Here is a 19,653-nt window from a genome sequence, read left to right as displayed (position 1 = left end):
GAGGGCGATACCGACGCACCCGCGTTCAGAGGGTCGCCCGCAGGTGGCTGACCGTGACGAAGTGGTAGCCGCGGGCCGTGAGGGTGCGGAGGATCTCGGGGACCGCGGCGACGGAGGTGGGGTGGATGTCGTGCATGAGGACGACGTCGTTGCGCTGCGTCGTGTCGATGACGGTCCGGGCGACCTTCGTGGCGTCGCGGTACTTCCAGTCCTCGGTGTCCACGTCCCACAGGACGGGCGAGAGGGTGGTCGCGGACCGGACCGTGGAGTTGACAGCGCCGTAGGGCGGGCGGAAGAGCGTGGGTTCCTTGCCGGTGGCGGCCTTGATGGCGGCGCTGGTGCGGTTCAGCTGGTAGGCGACCTGCTCGGCGGTGAGCTTGGTGAGGTCGGGGTGGTTCCAGGAGTGGTTGCCGACCTCGTGTCCGGCGCGGGCCTCGGCGCGCACCAGGTCGGGGTGGGCGGCGACGTTCTGGCCGACGGTGAAGAAGGTGGCGCGTGCCTTGTACTGCGCGAGGTAGGTCAGCAGGGTCCCGGTCTCCGGTACCGCGGGACCGTCGTCGAAGGTCAGCGCGATGCATTTGACCTTCTTGCAGTCGGTGTCGTCATCGCCGGAGGCGGTGTGGGTGGGCACGGCCGGTGTAGGGGTGTGCGTGGCGCCCAGGTCGAGCGAGCCGCTCGGCGTCACGGTCTGCCGCTGGGCGCGCTCGCCGAACGCGGACAGCCACGGCGTGACCGTCTTGGCGGACAAGGTCACCGTATAGGCCCCGGCGGCCGGGACGCCCACGTCGCCGCGGTCGAAGGTCACCCGCAGTCCCCCGGCCGCGGTGAACTCCATGTCGTCCAGCAGGGCGGAAGCGGACGCCGGGTCGGCGAAGGCGCTGTCGAGGGCGGCGGCGTCCACGCCCTCGCGCCCTTGGAGCCGGCCCTTCACCGCGGTCAGGAACGCGTCCCGGGAGCCGTCGGCGACGAGCTCCAGCACCGTGCGGTACGCGCCCGCCTTGCCGTCGTACCAGTACGTCGCGCTCGACAGACCGGAGCCGGCCGCGCTGGAGTCGTGCGTGGTGAGCCGTACGCCGAGGACGTCCCCCGAGGCGACCAGGAAATGGTGGCTGATGTTGAACTCGGAGTCCTCCGTGCCGGCGGCCGAGCAACCGTCCGACCGGAACGTGGCCAGGCGCTGCTCCACGTACTTCTTCATCACGGCCGTCATCGCCTCGGCGCCCGGCACATCCGGATAGCTCGTCGCGAACGCGCAGGACTTCTGCTCGCTGCTGTCGCTGACGATCCGCAGGCCTTTGATCTTCGACGGATCGACGCTGTGGGCGGGAGAGGCGGTGGAGGTGGCGGAGGCGGAGGTGGGCTTCGCCCCGCTGGGCGTCGTGTCCGCGGTGCCGGAGGGTCCGGACGAGCAGGCCGCCGTGAGGGAGAGCGCGCCGAGCAGCAGGAGCGACGGGAAGACAGTGTGAGTGCGCATGAGACCAGAACCTGAGTGAGGAGGGGCGACACCGCCGACGGGACGCCGCGGTCGTTCTGGTCATGGACTGTGCAGGTCGGAGATGTTTTTCAGCGACCCTCCGAGCCCCTGTGAACAATTCAGCCGTCGCCTCGGCACAGCTCCTGGTACGGCGCGTCGGGGACGTAGGTCCGCCACTGCGCCGCGCTCAGCCCGCCGCCCGTCCGGGCGCAGATGGTGCGGACGGCGTGGTCCGGGGCGATGGAGAAATGCCACAGCGGGACGTGGGGGCCGCCGGCGTAGAGCGTGTCGCCGTCCGTCGTGAAGGCGAGGGTACGGATCTCGTCGCCGGGTGTGGGCAGGTCGGTTCCGAGGAGCTGTCCTCCTGCGGTGTCCCAGAGCCGCAGGGTTCCGTCGGTGCCGCCCACGGCGAGTGTGCCGCCGTCGGCGGAGAAGGCGAGGGCCGCCACCGCTTCCGGGTCGCCCTGGGAGACGGTGTCGGCGGTTCCGGTGAGGACGCCGGTACGGCTGCGCAGGTCACCGTCCCACAGGGTGACGTGCCCGGAGCTGTCGCCGACGGCCAGCCGGGTGCCGTCGGGGCTGAACGACAGGGCGGTCACCTCGCGCCCGTCGGCGAGCGCGCGCCCCGTGACCTTTCCGGACCCGGGGTCGCCGTACTGGTCGTCGGAGCCCACGGCCAGGTCTCCGTCCGGGCGGACGGCGAGTGCCGCACCGGTGAGTCCTCGCAGGGTGCCGGTCCGCCGGTGGCCGCGGACGTCCCACACCTCGGTCGTACGGTCGTCGTCGGCGGCGGCGCGGGCGACCAGCAGCGTCCGTCCGCCGGGCCCCAGGGCGAGCGCGGTCGCGGGGCGGTCGACCGCGCCGGAGGTCCGGAGGACCGTACGGGCCTTGTGGGTCCGTACGTCCCATACGGTGAGGCGCAGTCGCAGCGAGCCGTGTGCGGAGACGGTGTCGGCGACGGCCAGCGCGCGGCCGTCCGGGCTGAAGGCCAGCAGGGGGACGTCCCCGACGGACATGCCCGGCAGGGTGCCCAGGCTCGCGCGGGCGAGGACCGTGCCGGTGCGGGTGGAGAGCAGTTCGAACCGGTAGCCGCTGCCGGAGCGGGTGAGGGTGGCCAGCGTGGTGCCGTCCGGGCCGAGCAGACCGGCGTCGGTCGTGGAGCTGTGCCAGCGTGCGCCGAGCGAGTCCGTCAGGTCGAGGGTGTGGACGGTGGCGCCGTCGAGGTAGCGCAGCACATGCCGCTCCCCCGGGTCCCAGGTCAGTCCGGCGGTCTCGGCCCCGGACAGCGACTGGTGGAAGACCCGGGTGCCGCCGGTGGCCAGGCGCCACACGGCGAAATCGTGGCCGTCGGAGGTGGCGAGGAACTCCCCGTCGGGAGAGAGACCGGCCTCGATGAAGCCTGCGTCGCTCCCACTGGTGAAATCGTCGAGCGTGCGGCCGCCGCGGACTTCCCAGACCCGCGCCGTCGTGCCGTAGACGGCGGCGAGCCTGCTGCCGTCCGCGCTGAACCGCAGCAGACGGGTGCCGTTGTCCGCGCCGGAGCCGGTGCCGCACACCGTCCTGTCCGCCTTCTCCCAGGCCCCCGCGAGGCGCTTGCCGCGTGCCGTGTCCCACAGCTGGAGTGGGCCGTCGGCGGGGCAGAGGGCGAGCAGTCGGCCGCCCGGACCGACCGCGGCGGTGGCAAGGGTGCGGGGGATGTCGGTGGTGAAGAGGGCCTTGCCGTCGGACGTCCGGTAAAGGCGGACCGTTCCCGGCCCGTTCGCGGGGCCGGTGAGGTAGGCGCTCCCGTCGGGCGCGCTGCCCTCCAGCGCCGTACCGCCCAACTCGGCCGCGGACGCGGCCCGGGGCAGGTTCCACAGTCTCTGGGCGCCGTCCGGTCCGATGACGTCGAGGTGGCGGGAGCCCGGACCGGCGTCGAGCACTTCTGTACCGCTCGGCAGGCGGTAAGTGGCCGTGCGCCTGTGGTCGGCCACGTTCCACAGGGTCACCGTGCCGCCGTCGATGCTGAGGAGGGTCCGGCCGCCGTCGGTCAGGAAGCGCCGGATGTCCCGGTCGGAGCGGGTGTCGGTGAACGTGTCGCGTTCCGGCTGGGCCACGGCGGCGAGCAGCGCCGAGCGGGACTCGGTGAGCGGGGCGATCCGCCAGGCCGCGACCCCGAGCAGGGCGGCGGTGCGGGGGTCGGTGGAGCGCAGTCCGTCTGCCACCGTCGCCAGTCTGCGGGCGGCGGCCTTGGCGGCCTCCTCCTGGCTCACCCGGTTCCGCTCCCAGGCGACCAGACCGGCGACCAGTGCCAGGACGAGGACCGCGGACAGGCCGACGACCAGGGAACGCGTCCGCCGCAGGGTTCGGTTCTCGGCCTGCCGCTCGGTCTCCCGGGCCGCGAGGGAGGCGGTGAGAAAGGCCTGTTCGGCGGGGGTGAGGTCGTCCTGCTGCCGGGCGAAGAGTCCCTCGGCCCGGTCCAGCCGCGCGCCCCGGTACAGCGCGCCGGGGTCGCGTTCCAGTTCCTCCCAGCCTCGCGCCGCCTCGCCGAGGCCGCGGTGGGCGCGCAACCGGTCCCGGCTCTCCTCGATCCAGCCGCTCAGCCGCGGCCAGCCGGTGATCAGCGCCTCGTGCGCGAGCTCCACGGTGTCGCCGTCCAGGGTGACCAGACGGGCGGCGGCGAGGTGCTCCAGCACCTCTTGCGCACCGTCGCCGAGTTCGGCCCGGGAGGCGGGGCGACGGGTGTCGGCCGTTCCGTCGCCCGGGGAGATCAGCCGTAGCAGGATGTTGCGCGCGGTACGGCTCCGGTCGGGCGGCAGATCGCCGTACGTCGTCTCGGCGGTGGCGGCGATCGCGCCGCGTACGCCGCCCGTCTCCTCGTACGCAGCCAGGGTCAGCAGTCGGGCACGGCGGCGGCGCCAGGTCTCCAGCAGGGCGTGCGAGAGCGTCGGCAGCGCGCCGGGCCGGTCGACGACCTCGTCGATGACGCGGGCGGTGAGCGCGCGTTCCACGTTCAGGCCGACCGCGGCGGCCGGTCCGGTGATCGCCTCGCGCAGCTCGTCCCGGTTCATCGGCCCGACCAGCAGACTGGCCCGGCAGACGGCTTCGGCCAGCTCGCGGTGGTCGGCGCAGTGGCCGTAGAAGTCGCCCCGGACCGCGATCACGACCCTCAGCCGGCTCTCCTGCGCGCGGGCGGCGAGCAGCAGGTCGAGGAACCGGTCGCGTTCCTCGCGGTCCGTGCAGAGGGTGAACAGTTCCTCGAACTGGTCGACGATCACCCAGGTGTCCAGGTCGCCGTCGCGAGGGACGAGCGCCTTCTCGTGGGTGTGTGCCGGGCGCTCCCCCGGGGTCAGTACGCGGATCACAGCCGGCCTCCGGTCGGCCCGCGCCTGCCGCAGTCGTGGAATCAGTCCCGCCCGCAGCAGCGACGACTTGCCGCTGCCGGACGCTCCGAACACCGCCGCGAACCGATGCCCGTGCACCAGCTCCGCCAGTTCCGAGACGAGCGCCTCCCGGCCGAAGAACAGGTCGCTGTCGTCCGCCTCGAAGCGGGCAAGGCCCCGGTACGGCGGCCGCTCGTCCGGCGCGGGCTCCCGCAGCTCGGCGTCCGTCTCCCGCCAGCGCCGCTCCCATTCGTCCGGGTCGGCGTCCAGCGCCTCGGCGTACGCCCGCACCACGGCCAGGGACGGCAGCTGGTCGCCGGCGGCGGCCTGGGACATCGCGGTGATGGAGTATCCCGCCCGCCCGGCCATCTCCCGGTACGGCGGTTTCCCCGCCTTCTCCCGGAGTTCGCGCAGCTCGTACGCGAGCCGCTGGACGGGTCCGGCACCGGGGTCGACCGGCTTCTCGCGTCGTCCCACGGGTGGTGCCTTCCTGATGTACGAGCCTGCCTTTGAAACGCTTCAAGAGAGTCGCCGCCCAAGGTACGTTTTCACCCGATCTCCGCGCAATGCTCGGCCGCCCTCCCTGGCACGCCCGCACTGCCCCATGAACCGAATCCGGGTCACCCGGACGGCAGCCGTGGCGCGCCGGTGACAGGCCTCGCCGAAGCACGGTTGCAAAATATGCACGGCCTGGTTGCGTTCATCACACCGCACCTTGAGAGTGGCCGCCCAGGACCTGCAACACCACTGGACCAAAGGTGCAGGACTCCCCTCTGACGGCCTGGTCGAACCAACTCAAGGAATCATCGTGATCGAGAAGGAAACCGCGTTCTACAGCGAGGGCAGCCGCCTCAAGGCCACGATCTACTACCCCGACAACCTCTCGGACGGGGGCGGACGGCCGGCGTTGGTGATCAACTCCGGTTATCAGGGGTTCAACGAGTTCTACCCGAAGCTGTTCGCCGAGCGGATGACCGAGCGGGGGTTCGTCTGCCTGGGCTTCGACTACCGCGGCATGGCCGACAGTGAGGGTGAGAAGGGCCGGGTCCTGATCGAGGAGCAGGCCCAGGACGTGCGCAACGCCGTCACGTTCATCCGCTCGCAGAACGACGTCGACCCGCGCCGTGTCGGCCTCATCGGCTGGGGCATGGGCGCCGCGAACGTCGTCCTCGCCGCCGAGAAGGCCGGTGACGTCGCGGGTGTCGCCGCACTGAACGGGTTCTACGACGGGGAGCGCTGGCTCAAGTCCATCCACACCTACGACGAGTTCGTCAAGATCGTCGGCGAGGTGGCGGAGGACCGCGTCAACCGCGTCGTCAAGGGCGAGTCCAGGCTGGCGGACACCTTCGCCCACTACCCGCTCGACCCGGCGACCGGCGACTACGTGGAGAAGGAGCTGTCGCAGGTCTACGGCTTCGGGCACCCGACGCGGTTGCAGTTCACCGAGTCCGTCCTCGACCTGAAGGTGGAGAACGTGGTGGCGAACCTGGCGCCGACCCCGCTGTTCATCGCCCACGGAGAGCAGAACTCGCTGCACCCCTTCGACGAGGCCCGGTCCCTGTACGCGTCCGCGGTATCGCCCAAGACGCTCTACACGATCCACGGGCGGCACAACGACTTCATGTACGGCGACCACCCGGAGTTCCTGTTGCTGTGCGACCGCTTGCAGGAGTTCTTCGACGAGGCGTTCGACATCTCCGCCGCTCCCGCCCGGGCCGTCTCGGCCTGACGGCGAACTGAGGGCCGTAGGTGCAGAAAACGCAACGCCGTGTTGCGTGCGCCCCCGCCCCCCATCTAGCTATTCATACCGCTACCAAGGACTCGGTATGGCTCTTGAGCAGAAGCAGACTCCCGCAGCGCGAAGCGGCGCTTCGCGAGTGATGGCGATCCTGGACGCGCTCGCGTCGGCGGATCCCGCCGTGTTCCCGGACGGGCTGAGCGTGGCCGATGTCTCCAGGTTGCTGGGGCGGGAGAAGTCGGTCGTCTCCCGGCAGCTCAAGAGCCTGCTGGAGACAGGCATGGTCGCCCGGCGTGATTCGGGGCGGTACGAGCTGAGCTGGCGGCTCTTCGCACTGGCGGTCCGGGCGGGGGACCAGCGTCTGACCAAGGTCGCGGCCCCGCTTCTGCTCAGGCTCACCGAGACCGTCAGAGAACGCACCTACCTCAGCGTTCTCAGCGACGGCGAGGTGCTCACCGTTCTGTCGGAAGGATCCCGACGGTCGATCGAGGCCGTGAACTGGGTGGGCCGGACGATCCCGGTGCACCGGAGTTCGAGTGGCATGGCCCTGGTGATGGACTACGAGGACGAGCACATCCTCGACATGGTCCGGCGCGGTGGGGACAGGGTCTCGGACCGTGAGGCACGCGAGTTCCTCGACCAGGTACGCGAGGCCCGCCGACGCGGATACACGGTGGCGAACCGGATCTTCGACCCGGAGCTGATGGGCATCGGGGCCCCGGTCCGGGACTTCACCGGTCAGATCAAGGCCGCGGTGAACATCTCGGGTCCCGCGTTCAGGATCGAACCCCACATCCAGGCATTCGGCGGGCACCTGCTCGCCTCCGTGCGGGCCCTCCAGGCGTCCCTCTGCTCCGACGTGCGCCCCGGTGCCGATCCGGGCGATCTCTGACGGCCACCTGAGGCCACCGACAACCATCCGTTCGCGCCCCGCGGAATCGCGGTATCGGAGAAAACCATGCGACATCTCGCTCATCGCCCTGCCCTGCCCGGACCCGCCGGCATCCGGCACACGTGCGTCCACGTGGTCGTGAGCTGTGCCGACGCAAGGCCGGCCACTCCATGAACCTCGTCTCCTACATGGCCGACAACGCCGACCACCTGCTGTTCCTGGCCGAGCAGCACATCGAACTCGTCCTGGTCAGCGTCGCGTTCTCCTCCGTCATCGGCATCGGGCTCGCCCTGCTCACCCAGTCCACGCCCGGCCTGCGGCACGCCCTGCTGTCGCTCACGGGGTCCCTGCTGACCATTCCGTCGTTCGCGCTGTTCGCCCTCATGATCCCGTTCCTGGGCCTCGGCGTGGCTCCGACGGTCGCCGCCCTCACCGTCTACGGGGTCTTCCCGATCCTGCGGAACACGGTCACCGGCATCGAAGAGGTCGACCCTGCCGTCGTGGAGGCGGCACGCGGTCTCGGCATGGGAGCGGGGCAACGGATGCGCACCGTCGTTCTGCCGCTGGCCTGGCCGGTGATCCTCAACGGGATCCGCACGGCGACGATCATGCTGGTCGCGACGGCGGCCATCGGAGCCGTCGTCCGCGGTCCCGGTCTGGGGCAGCTGATCTTCCGTGGCCTGGAGCGCATCGGAGGAGCGAACGCGCTGGAGGAAGCCCTCTCGGGGGTGGTCGGAGTGGTGCTCGTCGCTCTCGTCCTCGACCTGCTGTTCATCGTGATAGCCAAGATCACCGCCCTGCGAGGACTCAATGTCTGACAAACCCACCCCGAGCCCCGACACCATGATCTTTCTGGACGAGGTCTCCAAGCAGTACCCGGGCCAGGAGGCAGCGGCCGTCTCCGAGCTCTCGCTAGAGATCGAGCGAGGCGAGTTCGTCGTCCTGGTCGGCCCGTCCGGCTGCGGGAAGACCACCACGCTGCGGATGATCAACCGCCTCGTCGAGCCCACCCACGGGCGGATCTTCATCGACGGCGAGGACGTCACCCACGCCGACGTGGACAACCTGCGGCGCGGCATCGGCTACGTCATCCAACAGATAGGTCTGCTGCCCCACTTGACGATCGCGGACAACATCGCGCTCGTGCCCAAGATGCTCGGGGCGAAGAAGTCGGAGCGCCGTCAACGGGCGATGGAGCTGCTGGAGATGGTCGGGCTCGATCCGGCCGTCTACGCCGGCAGATACCCCAGGCAGCTCTCCGGCGGCCAGCAGCAGAGGGTCGGCGTCGCCCGAGCCCTCGCCGCGGATCCGCCGGTGATGCTGATGGACGAGCCGTTCGGCGCCGTGGACCCCATCGCGCGGGAGAAGCTCCAGACGGAGTTCCTGCGGCTCCAGGAACGCATCCGCAAGACGATCGTGATGGTCACCCACGACATCGACGAGGCGCTGCGGCTGGGCGACCGGATCGCCATCTTCGGCCCCGGCTCCCGGCTGGCCCAGTTCGACACCCCCCTGGAGATCCTCACCAACCCCGCCGACGACTTCGTACGCGACTTCGTCGGATCCGGCGCCCCGGTCCGGCGGCTGACGCTCCTGAAGGTCGCGGACGTCCTCGCCGCCGCCCCGTCCGACGCGCTCGGCGGTGCGAACGCCATCGCGGTCGACGCCGGTGAGAGCATCCACCGGGCGCTCGAACTGGCCCTGGCGTCCAGGGCGGAGGGCATCACGGTCGGCGTCCCCGGCGAGGGCAGCCGCTACCTCGACCTCCAGACCCTGCTCACCGCGGCCGCCCAGCCGGCGAAGGTCCTCTCATGAGCACCGCGGCGGTCCAGGCGGTCAGCACCCGATCGGTCACCCGCCGTTCCCGGACATGGGTCCTGCCGCTGGTCGTCCTCACCATGCTGGGAGTCCTCTGGGCCTACGTCGGCTCCCTCGACCTGGACTCCATCGAAACCCGCAGCCTGGCCTCCGACGTCGTCCTGACCGCGCTCTGGGAGCACATCCAGCTCGTCGTCGTGTCGACACTGCTGACCATCGCCATCGGTGTCCCCCTCGGTGTCCTGCTGACCAGGCCCGGCATCAGCAGGCTGGGGGTGATCGTGCTCGCGGTGGCCAACGCCAGCCAGGCGGTGCCGTCCATCGGCGTGCTGGTGATCCTCGCCATGGTCTTCGGCGTCGGCTTCTGGATGGCCGTGGTCGCGCTGGTGCTGTACGCCCTGCTTCCCGTGCTGCGCAACACGATGGTCGGGATCCGGCAGGTCGATCCCGCGCTGATCGACGCGGGGCGGGGCATCGGGATGAGCCCCCGAGAGGTGCTCCTCACCATCGAACTGCCCCTGGCGGTCCCGGTGATGCTGGCGGGCATCCGCGTGGCACTGATCCTGAACGTCGGCGTGGCCACCCTCGCCGCGTTCACCAACGCCGGCGGCTTGGGCTCCATCATCTCCTCCGGTATCTCCCTCGACCGGACGCCGGTGCTCGTCGTAGGCAGCGCCCTCACGATGGCCTTGGCCCTGACCGTCGACTGGCTGGCAGGGCTGGCGGAACGGGTCCTGCGCCCGCGCGGCATCTGAGACCGCTTCCCTCCCCGAAACCCGAACCACCACTTCAGGCACCACGAAAGGGCTTCAGCATGCGCAGAAACATGTTGGCTGCGGCAGGTCTGCTCAGCCTCGCGCTCACCAGCGGCTGTGCACTCGGCAGCAGCGGCGCCGACGAAGGCAGCGGTCCCGCGGACAGCGGGCCCCTCAAGGGGGCCACCGTGACCGTCGCCTCCAAGAACTTCACCGAGCAGCTGCTGCTGTGTGAGATCACCGCCGAGCGGCTTGAATCGCAGGGCGCGAAGGTCAAGCGCACCTGTGGCATGAGCGGGTCCAACGCCGTCCGCGCCGCGCTGACCAGCGGCTCCGTCGACATGTACTGGGAGTACACCGGCACCGGCTGGCTGGCGCTCCAGCAGTCGGGGACCGTCACCGACTCACAGGCCATGTACGACAAGGTCAGCGCCCTGGACAAGGCCGAGAACAACGTGGTGTGGCTTCCGCCGGCGGCGGCGAACAACACGTACGCCGTCGCGGTGAAGACGGCGACGGCGAAGAAGCTGGGCGTCACCACCCTCTCCCAGTACGCCGCGCTCGCCGAGAAGGACGCGGGCAGCGCCGGCTTCTGCGGTGCCTCGGAGTTCTTCGGCCGCGACGACGGCTGGTCGGGGCTGCAGAAGGCGTACGGCTTCAGCCTCCCGAAGGACGATGTGGCGGAGCTGGCCGAAGGCCCGATCTACAACGCCGTCTCCAAGGGCGACCCGTGCGCCTTCGGCGAGGTCTTCGCCACCGACGGCCGGATCGCCGCCCTCGGGCTGACCGTCCTGAAGGACGACAAGAAGTTCTTCCCGCCCTACAACCTCTCGCTGAACGTCCGAGGGGCCATCCTGAAGAGGTACCCGAAGATCGAGACGGTGATGGATCCGGTGAGCGAACTGCTGACCACCGCCGAACTCCAGAAGCTCAACGCGCAGATCGACGTGGACGGCAAGAGGCCGGAGGAGGTCGCAAGCCAGTGGCTCAGCACCAACAAGCTGGACTGACGGCGGGCCCGGAGGAAGCCCGCACGCTTCGTGTGGGCCTCCTCCAGACCGCACCCGTCTTCGGCGCGGTGGAGGAGAACCTCACCCGCATCGCCGAACTGCACAACGGACTCGGCCCGGTCGACCTCGCCATCACCCCGGAGCAGTCGGTCAACGGTTTCGGATTCACCCCGTACCCGGAGAAGGACCTCTTCGCCGCCGACGATCCGCGGCTCGTCGCCCTCGCGTCCGCGGGTGTCGGAGTGGGCTTCGCCGAGAAGAGCGCCTCCGGGCTGCCCTGGAACTCCTACCTCCTGGCCGACCAGGTGACCGGGACCCGGCATCTCCAGCGCAAGCTCCAGCCCGTTGCCTACGCTCCGTGGAACGAGCACTTGTTGTTCCAGCCCGGCGAAGAGCTGCGGACCGCCGACTTCGGCGGGGCCAGGATCGCCACGCCCATCTGCAACGACATGTGGTACCCCATGATCCCGTGGCTGGCGGCCCAGGGCGGCGCCGAAGTCCTGGTGGTGCCCGTCGCCAGCCTGGAGGGCTCCGACCCGGCCAGGATCCGTCGCACATGGGAGGTGATCCTGGAGCACGCCGCTGTGCTGCTGCAGTGCTACGTCGTCTTCGTCAATCGTTGCGGTACGGACGAGGGCGCCCGGTTCTGGGGCGGTTCACGCGTCCTCGGCCCGGACGGCAGCGTCCTCGCACAACTGGGCGACAAGCAGGATGCCGTGGTCGCCGAACTCGACCTGACAGCCCTGCGCCGCCTCCGCGCGGAGGTCCCCCGGCTCGCGGACTCCCGGACCGACCTCCTTGCCGGGGCCCTGCCGTCGGACCGTCGCCCGGAAAGTGAGCAGCTCGATGTTTGACGTGCATGTCCATGCCGCTCCCGACGTACTCGACCGGATCGGCTACGACGACCAGATCGGCGCCAGTTACGCCGCGGCCGGCTACGGCGGCTTCGTCCTGAAGGCCCACCACGAGTCCACGGTGGGCCGGGCCAGCGCCCTCAGCCGGTCGTCCGGACTGGACGTCGTCGGCGGAGTCGCCCTCAACCGTGCCGTCGGCGGGATCAACCCGGCGGCCGTCCTGTCGGCGTTGTCCTCGGGCGGCCGGGTCGTGTGGTTCCCCACGGCGGACTCCCATACCCAGGAGAGCGCCCGGCTGCCCCGGCTGGGCGACCTGGACGACCGTCTCGACCGCTCGGTGCTGGCCGTCCCGCCGGTCCTGGCGGAGGACGACCCGGCGGTCAAGGACGTCGCCTTCGTGCTCGACCTGATCGCCGAGCACGACGCCGTGCTGTGCACAGGGCACGTCAGCGGCGACGAGTGCAGGTGGCTCCTGGAGCAGGCCCTGGCCCGGGGCATCGGCAGGTTCCTGCTCACGCACCCCTCGTACACCGTCCCCGGCATGGAGGTACGGGAGATCGCCGAGCTCGCCGAGCGGGGCGCCCACGTCGAGATCACCGCCTACCAGCTCTTCCACCAGCCCGGGATGACGGCCGCCCGCCTGGCCGCCGTCGCCGAGGCGGCGGGGCCACGTCTCGTCCTCGCCTCCGACGCCGGACAGCCGAACAGCCCGGAGCCGCCGGCGGCCCTTGAACAGCTCATCCAGGCGCTCACCGCCGAAGGACTGGACCCCGGACGGCTGCGCGACGCCGCCGGCGACACCCCCAGGGAGCTCGTCCTCCCGTGACGGCCCTCCCACCCGACGGCCCCCAGGAGCAGCACGATATGGACGCGATCACGGCAGCCGACCCGAAGACCTCCCCCGAGGCGTTCCTCGACGCCCTGCGCGGGCGCTTCGGCGACCTCGTCGACGCGTCCTCGCTGACCAGGGCGCTGTATTCGACCGACGCCTCGAACTACCGGGTCGTTCCCCAGGCCGTACTCACACCTGGATCGAAGGACGACGTGATCGCCGCTGTCGGCATCGCCCGCGCCCACGGAGTTCCCGTCACCGTGCGGGGAGGCGGCACCTCCTGCGCCGGCAACGCCGTGGGACCCGGCCTCGTGATCGACTTCTCCCGCTTCATGAACCGCGTCCTGTCGATCGACCCCGACGCGTCCTCGGCGGTGGTCGAGCCCGGGACGGTCCTGAGCACACTCCAGGACGCGGCCCTGCCCCACGGACTGCGGTTCGGCCCCGATCCCTCCACCGCGACCCGGTGCACGATCGGCGGGATGATCGGCAACAACGCGTGCGGTCCGCACGGCCTCTCCTACGGACGCACGGCCGACAACGTGGTGTCCATGACCTGGCTGACGGGCGGCGGTGACGTCATCACCGTCGGTTCGGGGGACAGCGCGCTCTCGGTGGTGCCCGGCCTGGAATCCTTCGTCGGGGAGAACCTGGCCGTACTGCGTACCGAGTTCGGACGCTTCGGACGCCAGATCTCCGGCTACTCCCTGGAGCACCTGCTCCCGGAGAACGGACGGAACCTCGCCGCCGCACTGACCGGCACCGAGGGCAGCTGCGGAATCCTCCTCGAAGCCACGGTCAGGCTCGTCCCCCGGGCGTCGGCGCCCGCGCTGGCCGTCCTCGGCTACCGCGACATGGCCGCCGCCGCGGACGACGTACCGAACCTGCTGCCCTTCCACCCGCTCGCCCTGGAAGGCCTGGACGCACAGCTCGTCGACGTCGTACGGCGGGCGCACGGCAGCGCCAGTGTTCCCGAACTGCCCGCGGGCGGGGGCTGGCTGATCGCGGAGGTCGGCGGCGCCGACTCGGAAGAGGCCGTCCGAACGGCACGGAAACTCGTCGCGGCCGCCACCTCCACCGACACCGTCGTCCTGCCGGCGGGCCCCGAGGCGACCCGGCTCTGGCAGATCCGCGCCGACGGCGCCGGCCTGGCCGGGCGCACCGCCGACGGCAAGCAGGCGTGGCCCGGCTGGGAGGACTCCGCCGTACCCCCGGAGAAGCTCGGGGACTATCTGCGCGGACTCGAAGCCCTCATGGCCGAGGAGAACGTCTCCGGCCTCGCCTACGGCCACTTCGGTGACGGCTGCGTCCATGTCCGCATCGATTTCCCGCTCGACGCCGACGGCACGCTCATGCGCCGGTTCCTCGAACGCGCCGCGGCCCTGGCCGCCGCACACGGCGGTTCCCTCTCCGGCGAGCACGGCGACGGGCGCGCCCGCTCCGAGCTGCTGCCGACCATGTACAGCCCCGAGGCCCTGCGCGCGATGGAGGCTTTCAAGGCCCTCCTGGACCCCGAGGACCTCATGAACCCCGGGGTGGTCGTCCAACCGGCGCCACTGGACGCCGACCTCCGCCGTCCCCAGGCCCTCCGGCTCCTCGCCACCGACGGCTTCGCCTTCGCGCACGACGGCGGCAACATCACCGATGCCGTCCACCGGTGCGTCGGCGTGGGCAAGTGCCGGGCCGACCTGCGAGGCCAGGGCGGCTTCATGTGCCCCTCGTACACCGCCACCCGCGACGAGAAGGACTCCACCCGAGGCCGCGCCCGTACCCTCCAGGAGATGCTCAACGGCGGTGTCGTCACCGGCGGTTGGAGCTCCCCGGAGGTCCACGACGCCCTCGACCTGTGCCTGAGCTGCAAGGCGTGCGCGAACGACTGCCCCACCGGCATCGACATGGCCACGTTCAAGTCCGAGGCCCTGCACCGGACGTACAAGGGCCGGCTGCGTCCGCTGAGCCACTACACGCTCGGCCGGCTCCCGCAGTGGCTCAGGCTGGCCGCGCCGCTGGCCCCGCTCCTCAACCTCGTCGGCCGCGTCCCTCTGCTCCGCAGAGCCATGACGACGATGATCGGGGCCGACCACCGCCGTTCGCTGCCGACGCTGCCCCGAAGGCCCTTCCGCCGACGCAAGCCGTCAGGGACCGCTGGAGTGAGGACAGGCGGGCCCAAGGTCCTGCTCTGGGTCGACTCCTTCTCCGACGCCATCAGCCCGGACATCCCCCAGGACGCCCTGGACGTCCTCTCCGCCGCCGGCTGCGACGTCGAGATCGCCGCCCCCGGGGCCTGCTGTGGCCTGACCCTCATCTCCACCGGCCAGCTCACCGCCGCCAAAGCCAAGCTCCGCAGGACCCTCGACCTCCTGCTCCCCCACGTCAGGGACGGCAGGACGGTCGTCGGCATCGAACCCAGCTGCATCGCCACGCTCCGCTCGGACCTGGTCGAGCTGCTCCCCGACGACCCTCGCGCAGCCGAACTCGCCCGCTCGGTCAGGACCGTGGCCGAGTTCCTCACCTCCATCGACTGGACGCCACCGCGAGCGGCCGACAAACTCCTGGTCCAGCCCCACTGCCACCACTACGCGGTCATGGGCTACGACGCCGATCAGGCACTCCTGGAAACCATGGGCTGCGACGTCGAGACCTCCGCCGGATGCTGCGGCCTCGCCGGCAACTTCGGTATGGAGAAGGGCCATTACGAAGTCTCCGCGAAGATCGCCCGGGACGGCATCCTCGCCAAGGCCTCCGCCCACCCCGACCGGCGCATCCTCGCCGACGGCTTCTCCTGCCGCACCCAGGTCCGCGACCTCGCCGACCTCGACAGCCGCCATCTCGTGCAGATCATCGCCGAAGCGCTCCGGCGCTCAGGGCCGGCACGGATTCGACATGCAGACACCCATGGCTCATTTTGATCTCCCCCTGGAACAGCTCCGCGACTACCGACCCGAGGTGCCGGAACCGGCCGACTTCGACGAGTTCTGGAAGTCCACCCTCGACGACGCCACCGCCCACGACGCCACCGCCCACGACGTCGTCTTCGCCGGGTTCGGCGGCCACCCGATCAAGGCGTGGCTCATCAAGCCCAAGGGCGTCAACGGGGCGCTGCCGTGCGTGGTCGAGTACATCGGTTACTCCGGCGGGCGGTCCTGTCCGTAGGCGCACACCACCTATCCGGCCGCCGGCCGGGCGCACTTCGTCATGGACACCCGCGGGCAGGGCTACGGCAACTGGAACCCGGGCGACACCGGCGACCCGTACGGGACGACCGGCCCCACCGCCAAGGGCTGGGCGACGCAGGACCTGGACGCCCCCGAGCACTACTACTACCGGCGGGTGTTCACCGACGCCTACCGAGCGGTCGATGTCGTCAAGAACATCGAGGGGATCGACCCCGACCGCATGGTCATCGCGGGCGGCAGCCAGGGGGGCGCGATGACCCAGGCCGTCGCCGGCCTGCGCGACGACCTGGCGGGCGCGATGGTCGACGTGCCGTTCCTGTCGCACATCCGCCGCGCGGTGACCATCACCGACGCACCCGTGTACAGGGAGTTCGTCGAGTTCCTCGCGGGCCAACGCCTGCGCGAGGAACGGGTCTTCGAGACCCTCGACTACTTCGACGGAGTCCACTTCGCCGCCCGCGCCACGGTCCCGGCCCTGTACTCGGTGGGCCTGATGCACGTGGACTGCCCGCCCTCGACCGTGTTCGCGGCCTACAACCGCTGGCAAGGCGAGAAGCGGATCACCGTGTGGCCGTGGAACGGTCACGAAGGCGGCGGCATCCACCAGCGCGGCGAACAGCTGGCGTTCCTGGCCGAACCCAGGTAGCGGACGGCGGCGTGCTCACCACGGTGCGCGCACGCCAGGGCCACGAGCAGGCCGCCTCCTGGATCCCCGCGGACCGGGCCGTTCCCCTGGTCACCGTCCTGGCACGGTCATCCCCACGACCTGTCGTTCCTTGCCACGATGCACCGTGTACCGACCAACCCACTTCGCCGGTGGCGCCCTCCAGCTCACCGCACTCCCGGTCCTGGCCACCCTCCCCACTCACGCGGCCACCGTCTACGCCGATGCCCTGGGTCTGACGGCCGTCGAGCCGCCCCTGCCCATGCCCCGGTACACCGTCAGCGCGATCTGGCACACCACTGTGGCCGACGATCCGGCCCACACCTGGCTCCGCCACGTCGTCAGCGAAATCGACAGGCCCCCGCTCGCAGATCCGCCCACCGATCCGCCCACCGTCCAACAGCGGGAAAGGGGTAATCGGTAATTCCCACCAGGCTTGAGAATCACCACTCTCTCCGCCTGTCGCGTCAGTTCACCGGGCCCCGGATTTCGGTGAGTTCTTGGTAACTCCGCCTTATTCCGGATGACTTCACTCGGTAATCCGCCAGGGCTGAAGTGGTGTTCCACAAGGCAGCGACGAGAAGTTCCTGCCTCGGTGCCTCCCTTGGAGGATCTCATGCCTGAGACGTATTTCCATGTGCGCTGGCCCGACGGTGTGACCCAGCGCTGCTATTCCCCTTCCACGGTGGTCGAGGACTATTTCACGGCCGGCGGTGAATACGAGCTCTCGGAGTTCGTGGAGCGCAGCCGCACGGCCCTGGGTATCGCCGGGGAGCGGGTCAAGGAGAAGTTCGGCTTCTACTGCACCGGCGCGTCGGACCAGCTCGCACAGATCGAGCAGATCGCCGCCACATACACCTCCGTCACCGGGGCCAAGGTCACCGTCGAGTCCCTGACCGGCGCGGACGGGAGCGCAAGGTGAACGCCAACCCCCGCCTGTCCGGAAGGCATTACCCCGTGGCCGTGATCGGCGGCGGTCAGGCCGGTCTCTCCGTCAGCCACGCCCTCCGACAGCGCGGCGTCGAGCACGCCGTGATCGAGGCGCATCGGGTCGGCCACGAGTGGCGCGAGCGCCGCTGGGACTCCTTCTGCCTGGTCACCCCCAACTGGCAGTGCCGGTTGCCCGGCTTCCCCTATCAGGGGGACGACCCCGACGGGTTCATGGTCCGCGACGAGATCGTGCGTTACCTGGAGGACTACGTCGCCTTCTTCCAACCTCCCCTGGTGGAGGGCGTGTCGGTCACCCGGCTGCGCCGGGCACCGCAGGGGACGTACGAACTCGCCACGACAGCAGGAGACTTCACGGCCGATCAGGTCGTGGTCGCCACCGGCCCCTACCACACACCGTCCGTGCCCGCGATGGCCCAGCGCCTGCCCGAGGGCATCGAGCAGTTCCACTCCTCCGGCTATCGCAGCCCGGATCAACTGCCCGACGGCGCGGTTCTCGTGGTGGGCACCGGCCAGTCCGGGTGTCAGATAGCCGAGGACCTGCATCTGGCCGGCCGGCAGGTGCACCTGGCCGTGGGCAGCGCTCCGCGTGTGGCCCGGTTCTACCGCGGCCGGGACTGTGTGGCGTGGCTGGACGACATGGGCCACTACGCGAAGGCCATCGACGAGTTCGACGACGCCGGCGCGGTGCGCATGCGCGTCAACCACTACGTCACCGGGCGGGACGGCGGCCGCGACATCGACCTGCGCGCCTTCGCCGGGGACGGCATGCGCCTGTACGGGCGGCTCACCGCGATCAGCGACGAACAGCTGGAGTTCGCCGACGACCTGAAGGTGAACCTGGACCGCGCGGACTCCGTGGCCGAGGGCATCAAGGACGCCATCGACGCCCACATCACCGCACGGGGCATCGACGCCCCGAGCGAGCCACGGTACGTACCGGTGTGGGCACCGGACGAGCAACCGCGCGCACTGGACCTCGCCGAGGCGGGCATCACCTGCGTCGTCTGGTCGACCGGATTCCGCCGCGACCACCGCTGGATCGAGACCCCGGTCTTCGACGGGCGCGGCTACCCGATGCACTGGCGCGGCGCCACCAACGTCCCCGGCCTGTACTTCCTGGGACTGCCCTGGCAGTACTCGTGGGGCTCGGGCCGCTTCGAGGCCGTGGGCCGGGACGCGGAGTTCCTCGCGGACCACATCGACGCCTCCCGCCGCCTCGCCGATGTGTGCGGCGCCCTCACCGGCGCGCCCAGCGCACTCGCCGCCGCGCTCCCGATCGGCTGAAGGACCTCTCGAAGCCATGGTCTACGACGCACACCGTCACATCGGTGTCCTGCCCGCCTTCCCCTTCTACGGCGGCCCGCCCGTCAACCCCGACACCACCGCCCGTGCCACCGTCAAGCAGCTGATCGCCGACCTGGACGCGGAGGGCACCGAACGCGCCCTGGTCATCCCGAACTACGGCGTCCCCGACCCCGCAATCGCCTTCTCCTTCAACGAGTTGGCCATCGAGGCGGCCCAGAGCGACGACCGGATCCGTGCCGGACTGTGGGTCTCCCCACGCCCCGAGGACGCGGAACGGACCGAGCGGGCCCTGCAGTTGGCCGGCGAGCACGGAGTGAAGGCGCTCAAGCTCAGCTTCCTCCTCGGCGGCCGCCCCACCGACCCCGCCTGCCGCCCGCAACTGGACCGGATCTTCGCCACGGCGGCCCGGCACGGCCTGGTCGTCCACGTCCACACCTCGCCCGGCGCCGCCTCCGACATCGACGAGGTCGGCCACCTCGTGGACTGGTACGCCGACCAGGTCGCCGTCCACCTCGTGCACTTCGGTGGCGGCATGAGCGGCCACATCAAGCTCGCCGGCTCCCGGTTCTTCGACTGGATCGCCGCCGGCAAGCGCGTCTACACCGACCTCTCCTGGGCCATCGGATTCCTGCCGCACTGGCTGGCCCGGGAGATCGAGCACCGCGGCCTCGGCCACGACCGGGTGCTCTTCGCCAGCGACCAGCCGTGGGGCGACTTCACCGGCGAGTACGCCCGTATGACCGCCGCGACCGGCGGTGGCGAACTCGGCGACCTCGTCTTCCGGGACACCTTCGCCGCGCTCTACGACTGACGTCCACCCCC

At 70.6% G+C, this 19,653-nt stretch carries 15 protein-coding genes and 1 pseudogene; 14 read left to right on the top strand and 2 right to left on the bottom strand.

Going from position 1 to position 19,653, the window contains the following annotated elements; all coding sequences use genetic code 11:
- Nucleotides 1–25 precede the first annotated feature (25 nt).
- Together HLK59_RS13750 and HLK59_RS13745 are read right to left on the bottom strand one after the other, a co-directional pair.
- Nucleotides 26–1,474 (bottom strand): polysaccharide deacetylase family protein, encoded by a 1,449-nt coding sequence (locus HLK59_RS13750; protein ID WP_171141675.1) that lies wholly within the window; start codon nt 1,472–1,474, stop codon nt 26–28.
- Nucleotides 1,475–1,593: 119 nt separating this feature from the next.
- Entirely contained in the window at nt 1,594–5,313 is a 3,720-nt protein-coding gene (locus HLK59_RS13745; RefSeq protein ID WP_171141674.1) for a hypothetical protein, read from the bottom strand.
- 331 nt (nt 5,314–5,644) lie between these two features.
- On the opposite strand from HLK59_RS13745, the gene HLK59_RS13740 reads away from it, so the two are divergent.
- The 14 genes and pseudogenes from HLK59_RS13740 to HLK59_RS13675 all read left to right on the top strand — a co-directional run bounded on the left by HLK59_RS13740 (nt 5,645) and on the right by HLK59_RS13675 (nt 19,642).
- Entirely contained in the window at nt 5,645–6,565 is a 921-nt protein-coding gene (locus tag HLK59_RS13740; RefSeq protein ID WP_171141673.1) for an alpha/beta fold hydrolase, read from the top strand.
- Nucleotides 6,566–6,662: 97 nt separating this feature from the next.
- The gene (locus HLK59_RS13735) at nt 6,663–7,466 is read left to right on the top strand and encodes an IclR family transcriptional regulator (protein WP_171141672.1); all 804 of its coding nucleotides are present in this window, start codon (nt 6,663–6,665) and stop codon (nt 7,464–7,466) included.
- Nucleotides 7,467–7,588: 122 nt separating this feature from the next.
- Entirely contained in the window at nt 7,589–8,284 is a 696-nt protein-coding gene (locus HLK59_RS13730) for an ABC transporter permease (RefSeq protein WP_206327096.1), read from the top strand.
- A 25-nt stretch (nt 8,285–8,309) separates the two neighbouring features.
- A complete protein-coding gene (locus HLK59_RS13725; RefSeq protein ID WP_171141703.1) occupies nt 8,310–9,281 on the top strand; it encodes a betaine/proline/choline family ABC transporter ATP-binding protein in 972 nt (323 codons plus the stop codon).
- Nucleotides 9,278–10,039 carry an ABC transporter permease gene (locus HLK59_RS13720; protein ID WP_171141671.1) on the top strand — a complete coding sequence of 254 codons (762 nt, stop codon included), beginning with the start codon at nt 9,278–9,280 and terminating at the stop codon, nt 10,037–10,039. The genes HLK59_RS13725 and HLK59_RS13720 overlap by 4 nt, the downstream gene beginning before the upstream one ends.
- Before the next feature lie 59 nt (nt 10,040–10,098).
- Entirely contained in the window at nt 10,099–11,049 is a 951-nt protein-coding gene (locus tag HLK59_RS13715) for a glycine betaine ABC transporter substrate-binding protein (protein ID WP_171141670.1), read from the top strand.
- The gene (locus HLK59_RS13710; protein WP_171141669.1) at nt 11,022–11,903 is read left to right on the top strand and encodes a nitrilase-related carbon-nitrogen hydrolase; all 882 of its coding nucleotides are present in this window, start codon (nt 11,022–11,024) and stop codon (nt 11,901–11,903) included. Before HLK59_RS13715 ends, HLK59_RS13710 begins: the two co-directional genes overlap by 28 nt.
- Nucleotides 11,896–12,729, top strand: a complete 834-nt coding sequence (locus HLK59_RS13705) for a DUF6282 family protein (RefSeq protein ID WP_171141668.1) — start codon at nt 11,896–11,898, stop codon at nt 12,727–12,729. The genes HLK59_RS13710 and HLK59_RS13705 overlap by 8 nt, the downstream gene beginning before the upstream one ends.
- Before the next feature lie 38 nt (nt 12,730–12,767).
- Nucleotides 12,768–15,644 carry an FAD-binding and (Fe-S)-binding domain-containing protein gene (locus tag HLK59_RS13700; RefSeq protein ID WP_171141667.1) on the top strand — a complete coding sequence of 959 codons (2,877 nt, stop codon included), beginning with the start codon at nt 12,768–12,770 and terminating at the stop codon, nt 15,642–15,644.
- Nucleotides 15,631–16,557, top strand: a pseudogene (locus HLK59_RS13695) (acetylxylan esterase). Before HLK59_RS13700 ends, HLK59_RS13695 begins: the two are co-directional and overlap by 14 nt.
- A 145-nt stretch (nt 16,558–16,702) precedes the next feature.
- Nucleotides 16,703–16,999 carry a hypothetical protein gene (locus HLK59_RS13690; protein WP_171141666.1) on the top strand — a complete coding sequence of 99 codons (297 nt, stop codon included), beginning with the start codon at nt 16,703–16,705 and terminating at the stop codon, nt 16,997–16,999.
- Nucleotides 17,000–17,191: 192 nt separating this feature from the next.
- Nucleotides 17,192–17,497, top strand: coding sequence for an MSMEG_0570 family nitrogen starvation response protein (locus HLK59_RS13685; protein WP_171141665.1), 306 nt, complete (start codon nt 17,192–17,194; stop codon nt 17,495–17,497).
- Nucleotides 17,494–18,810, top strand: coding sequence for an MSMEG_0569 family flavin-dependent oxidoreductase (locus HLK59_RS13680; RefSeq protein ID WP_171141664.1), 1,317 nt, complete (start codon nt 17,494–17,496; stop codon nt 18,808–18,810). Before HLK59_RS13685 ends, HLK59_RS13680 begins: the two co-directional genes overlap by 4 nt.
- Before the next feature lie 16 nt (nt 18,811–18,826).
- Nucleotides 18,827–19,642, top strand: coding sequence for an amidohydrolase family protein (locus tag HLK59_RS13675; protein WP_171141663.1), 816 nt, complete (start codon nt 18,827–18,829; stop codon nt 19,640–19,642).
- The last annotated feature ends 11 nt before the right edge of the window (nt 19,643–19,653 follow it).

It is taken from the genome of Streptomyces sp. S3(2020) (assembly GCF_013044505.1).
In the GTDB taxonomy this organism is placed as follows: Bacteria; Actinomycetota; Actinomycetes; order Streptomycetales; family Streptomycetaceae; genus Streptomyces.
This window is presented reverse-complemented; position numbering and strand designations above follow the sequence as displayed.

Excerpts from the sequence above, each read along its gene's own strand:
- HLK59_RS13725 (WP_171141703.1), top strand. The coding sequence starts at position 8,310 with ATGATCTTTCTGGACGAGGTCTCCAAGCAGTACCCGGGCCAGGAGGCA.
- HLK59_RS13750 (WP_171141675.1), bottom strand. The coding sequence starts at position 1,474 with ATGCGCACTCACACTGTCTTCCCGTCGCTCCTGCTGCTCGGCGCGCTC.
- HLK59_RS13715 (WP_171141670.1), top strand. The coding sequence starts at position 10,099 with ATGCGCAGAAACATGTTGGCTGCGGCAGGTCTGCTCAGCCTCGCGCTC.
- HLK59_RS13720 (WP_171141671.1), top strand. The coding sequence starts at position 9,278 with ATGAGCACCGCGGCGGTCCAGGCGGTCAGCACCCGATCGGTCACCCGC.
- HLK59_RS13735 (WP_171141672.1), top strand. The coding sequence starts at position 6,663 with ATGGCTCTTGAGCAGAAGCAGACTCCCGCAGCGCGAAGCGGCGCTTCG.
- HLK59_RS13675 (WP_171141663.1), top strand. The coding sequence starts at position 18,827 with ATGGTCTACGACGCACACCGTCACATCGGTGTCCTGCCCGCCTTCCCC.
- HLK59_RS13685 (WP_171141665.1), top strand. The coding sequence starts at position 17,192 with ATGCCTGAGACGTATTTCCATGTGCGCTGGCCCGACGGTGTGACCCAG.
- HLK59_RS13700 (WP_171141667.1), top strand. The coding sequence starts at position 12,768 with ATGGACGCGATCACGGCAGCCGACCCGAAGACCTCCCCCGAGGCGTTC.
- HLK59_RS13705 (WP_171141668.1), top strand. The coding sequence starts at position 11,896 with ATGTTTGACGTGCATGTCCATGCCGCTCCCGACGTACTCGACCGGATC.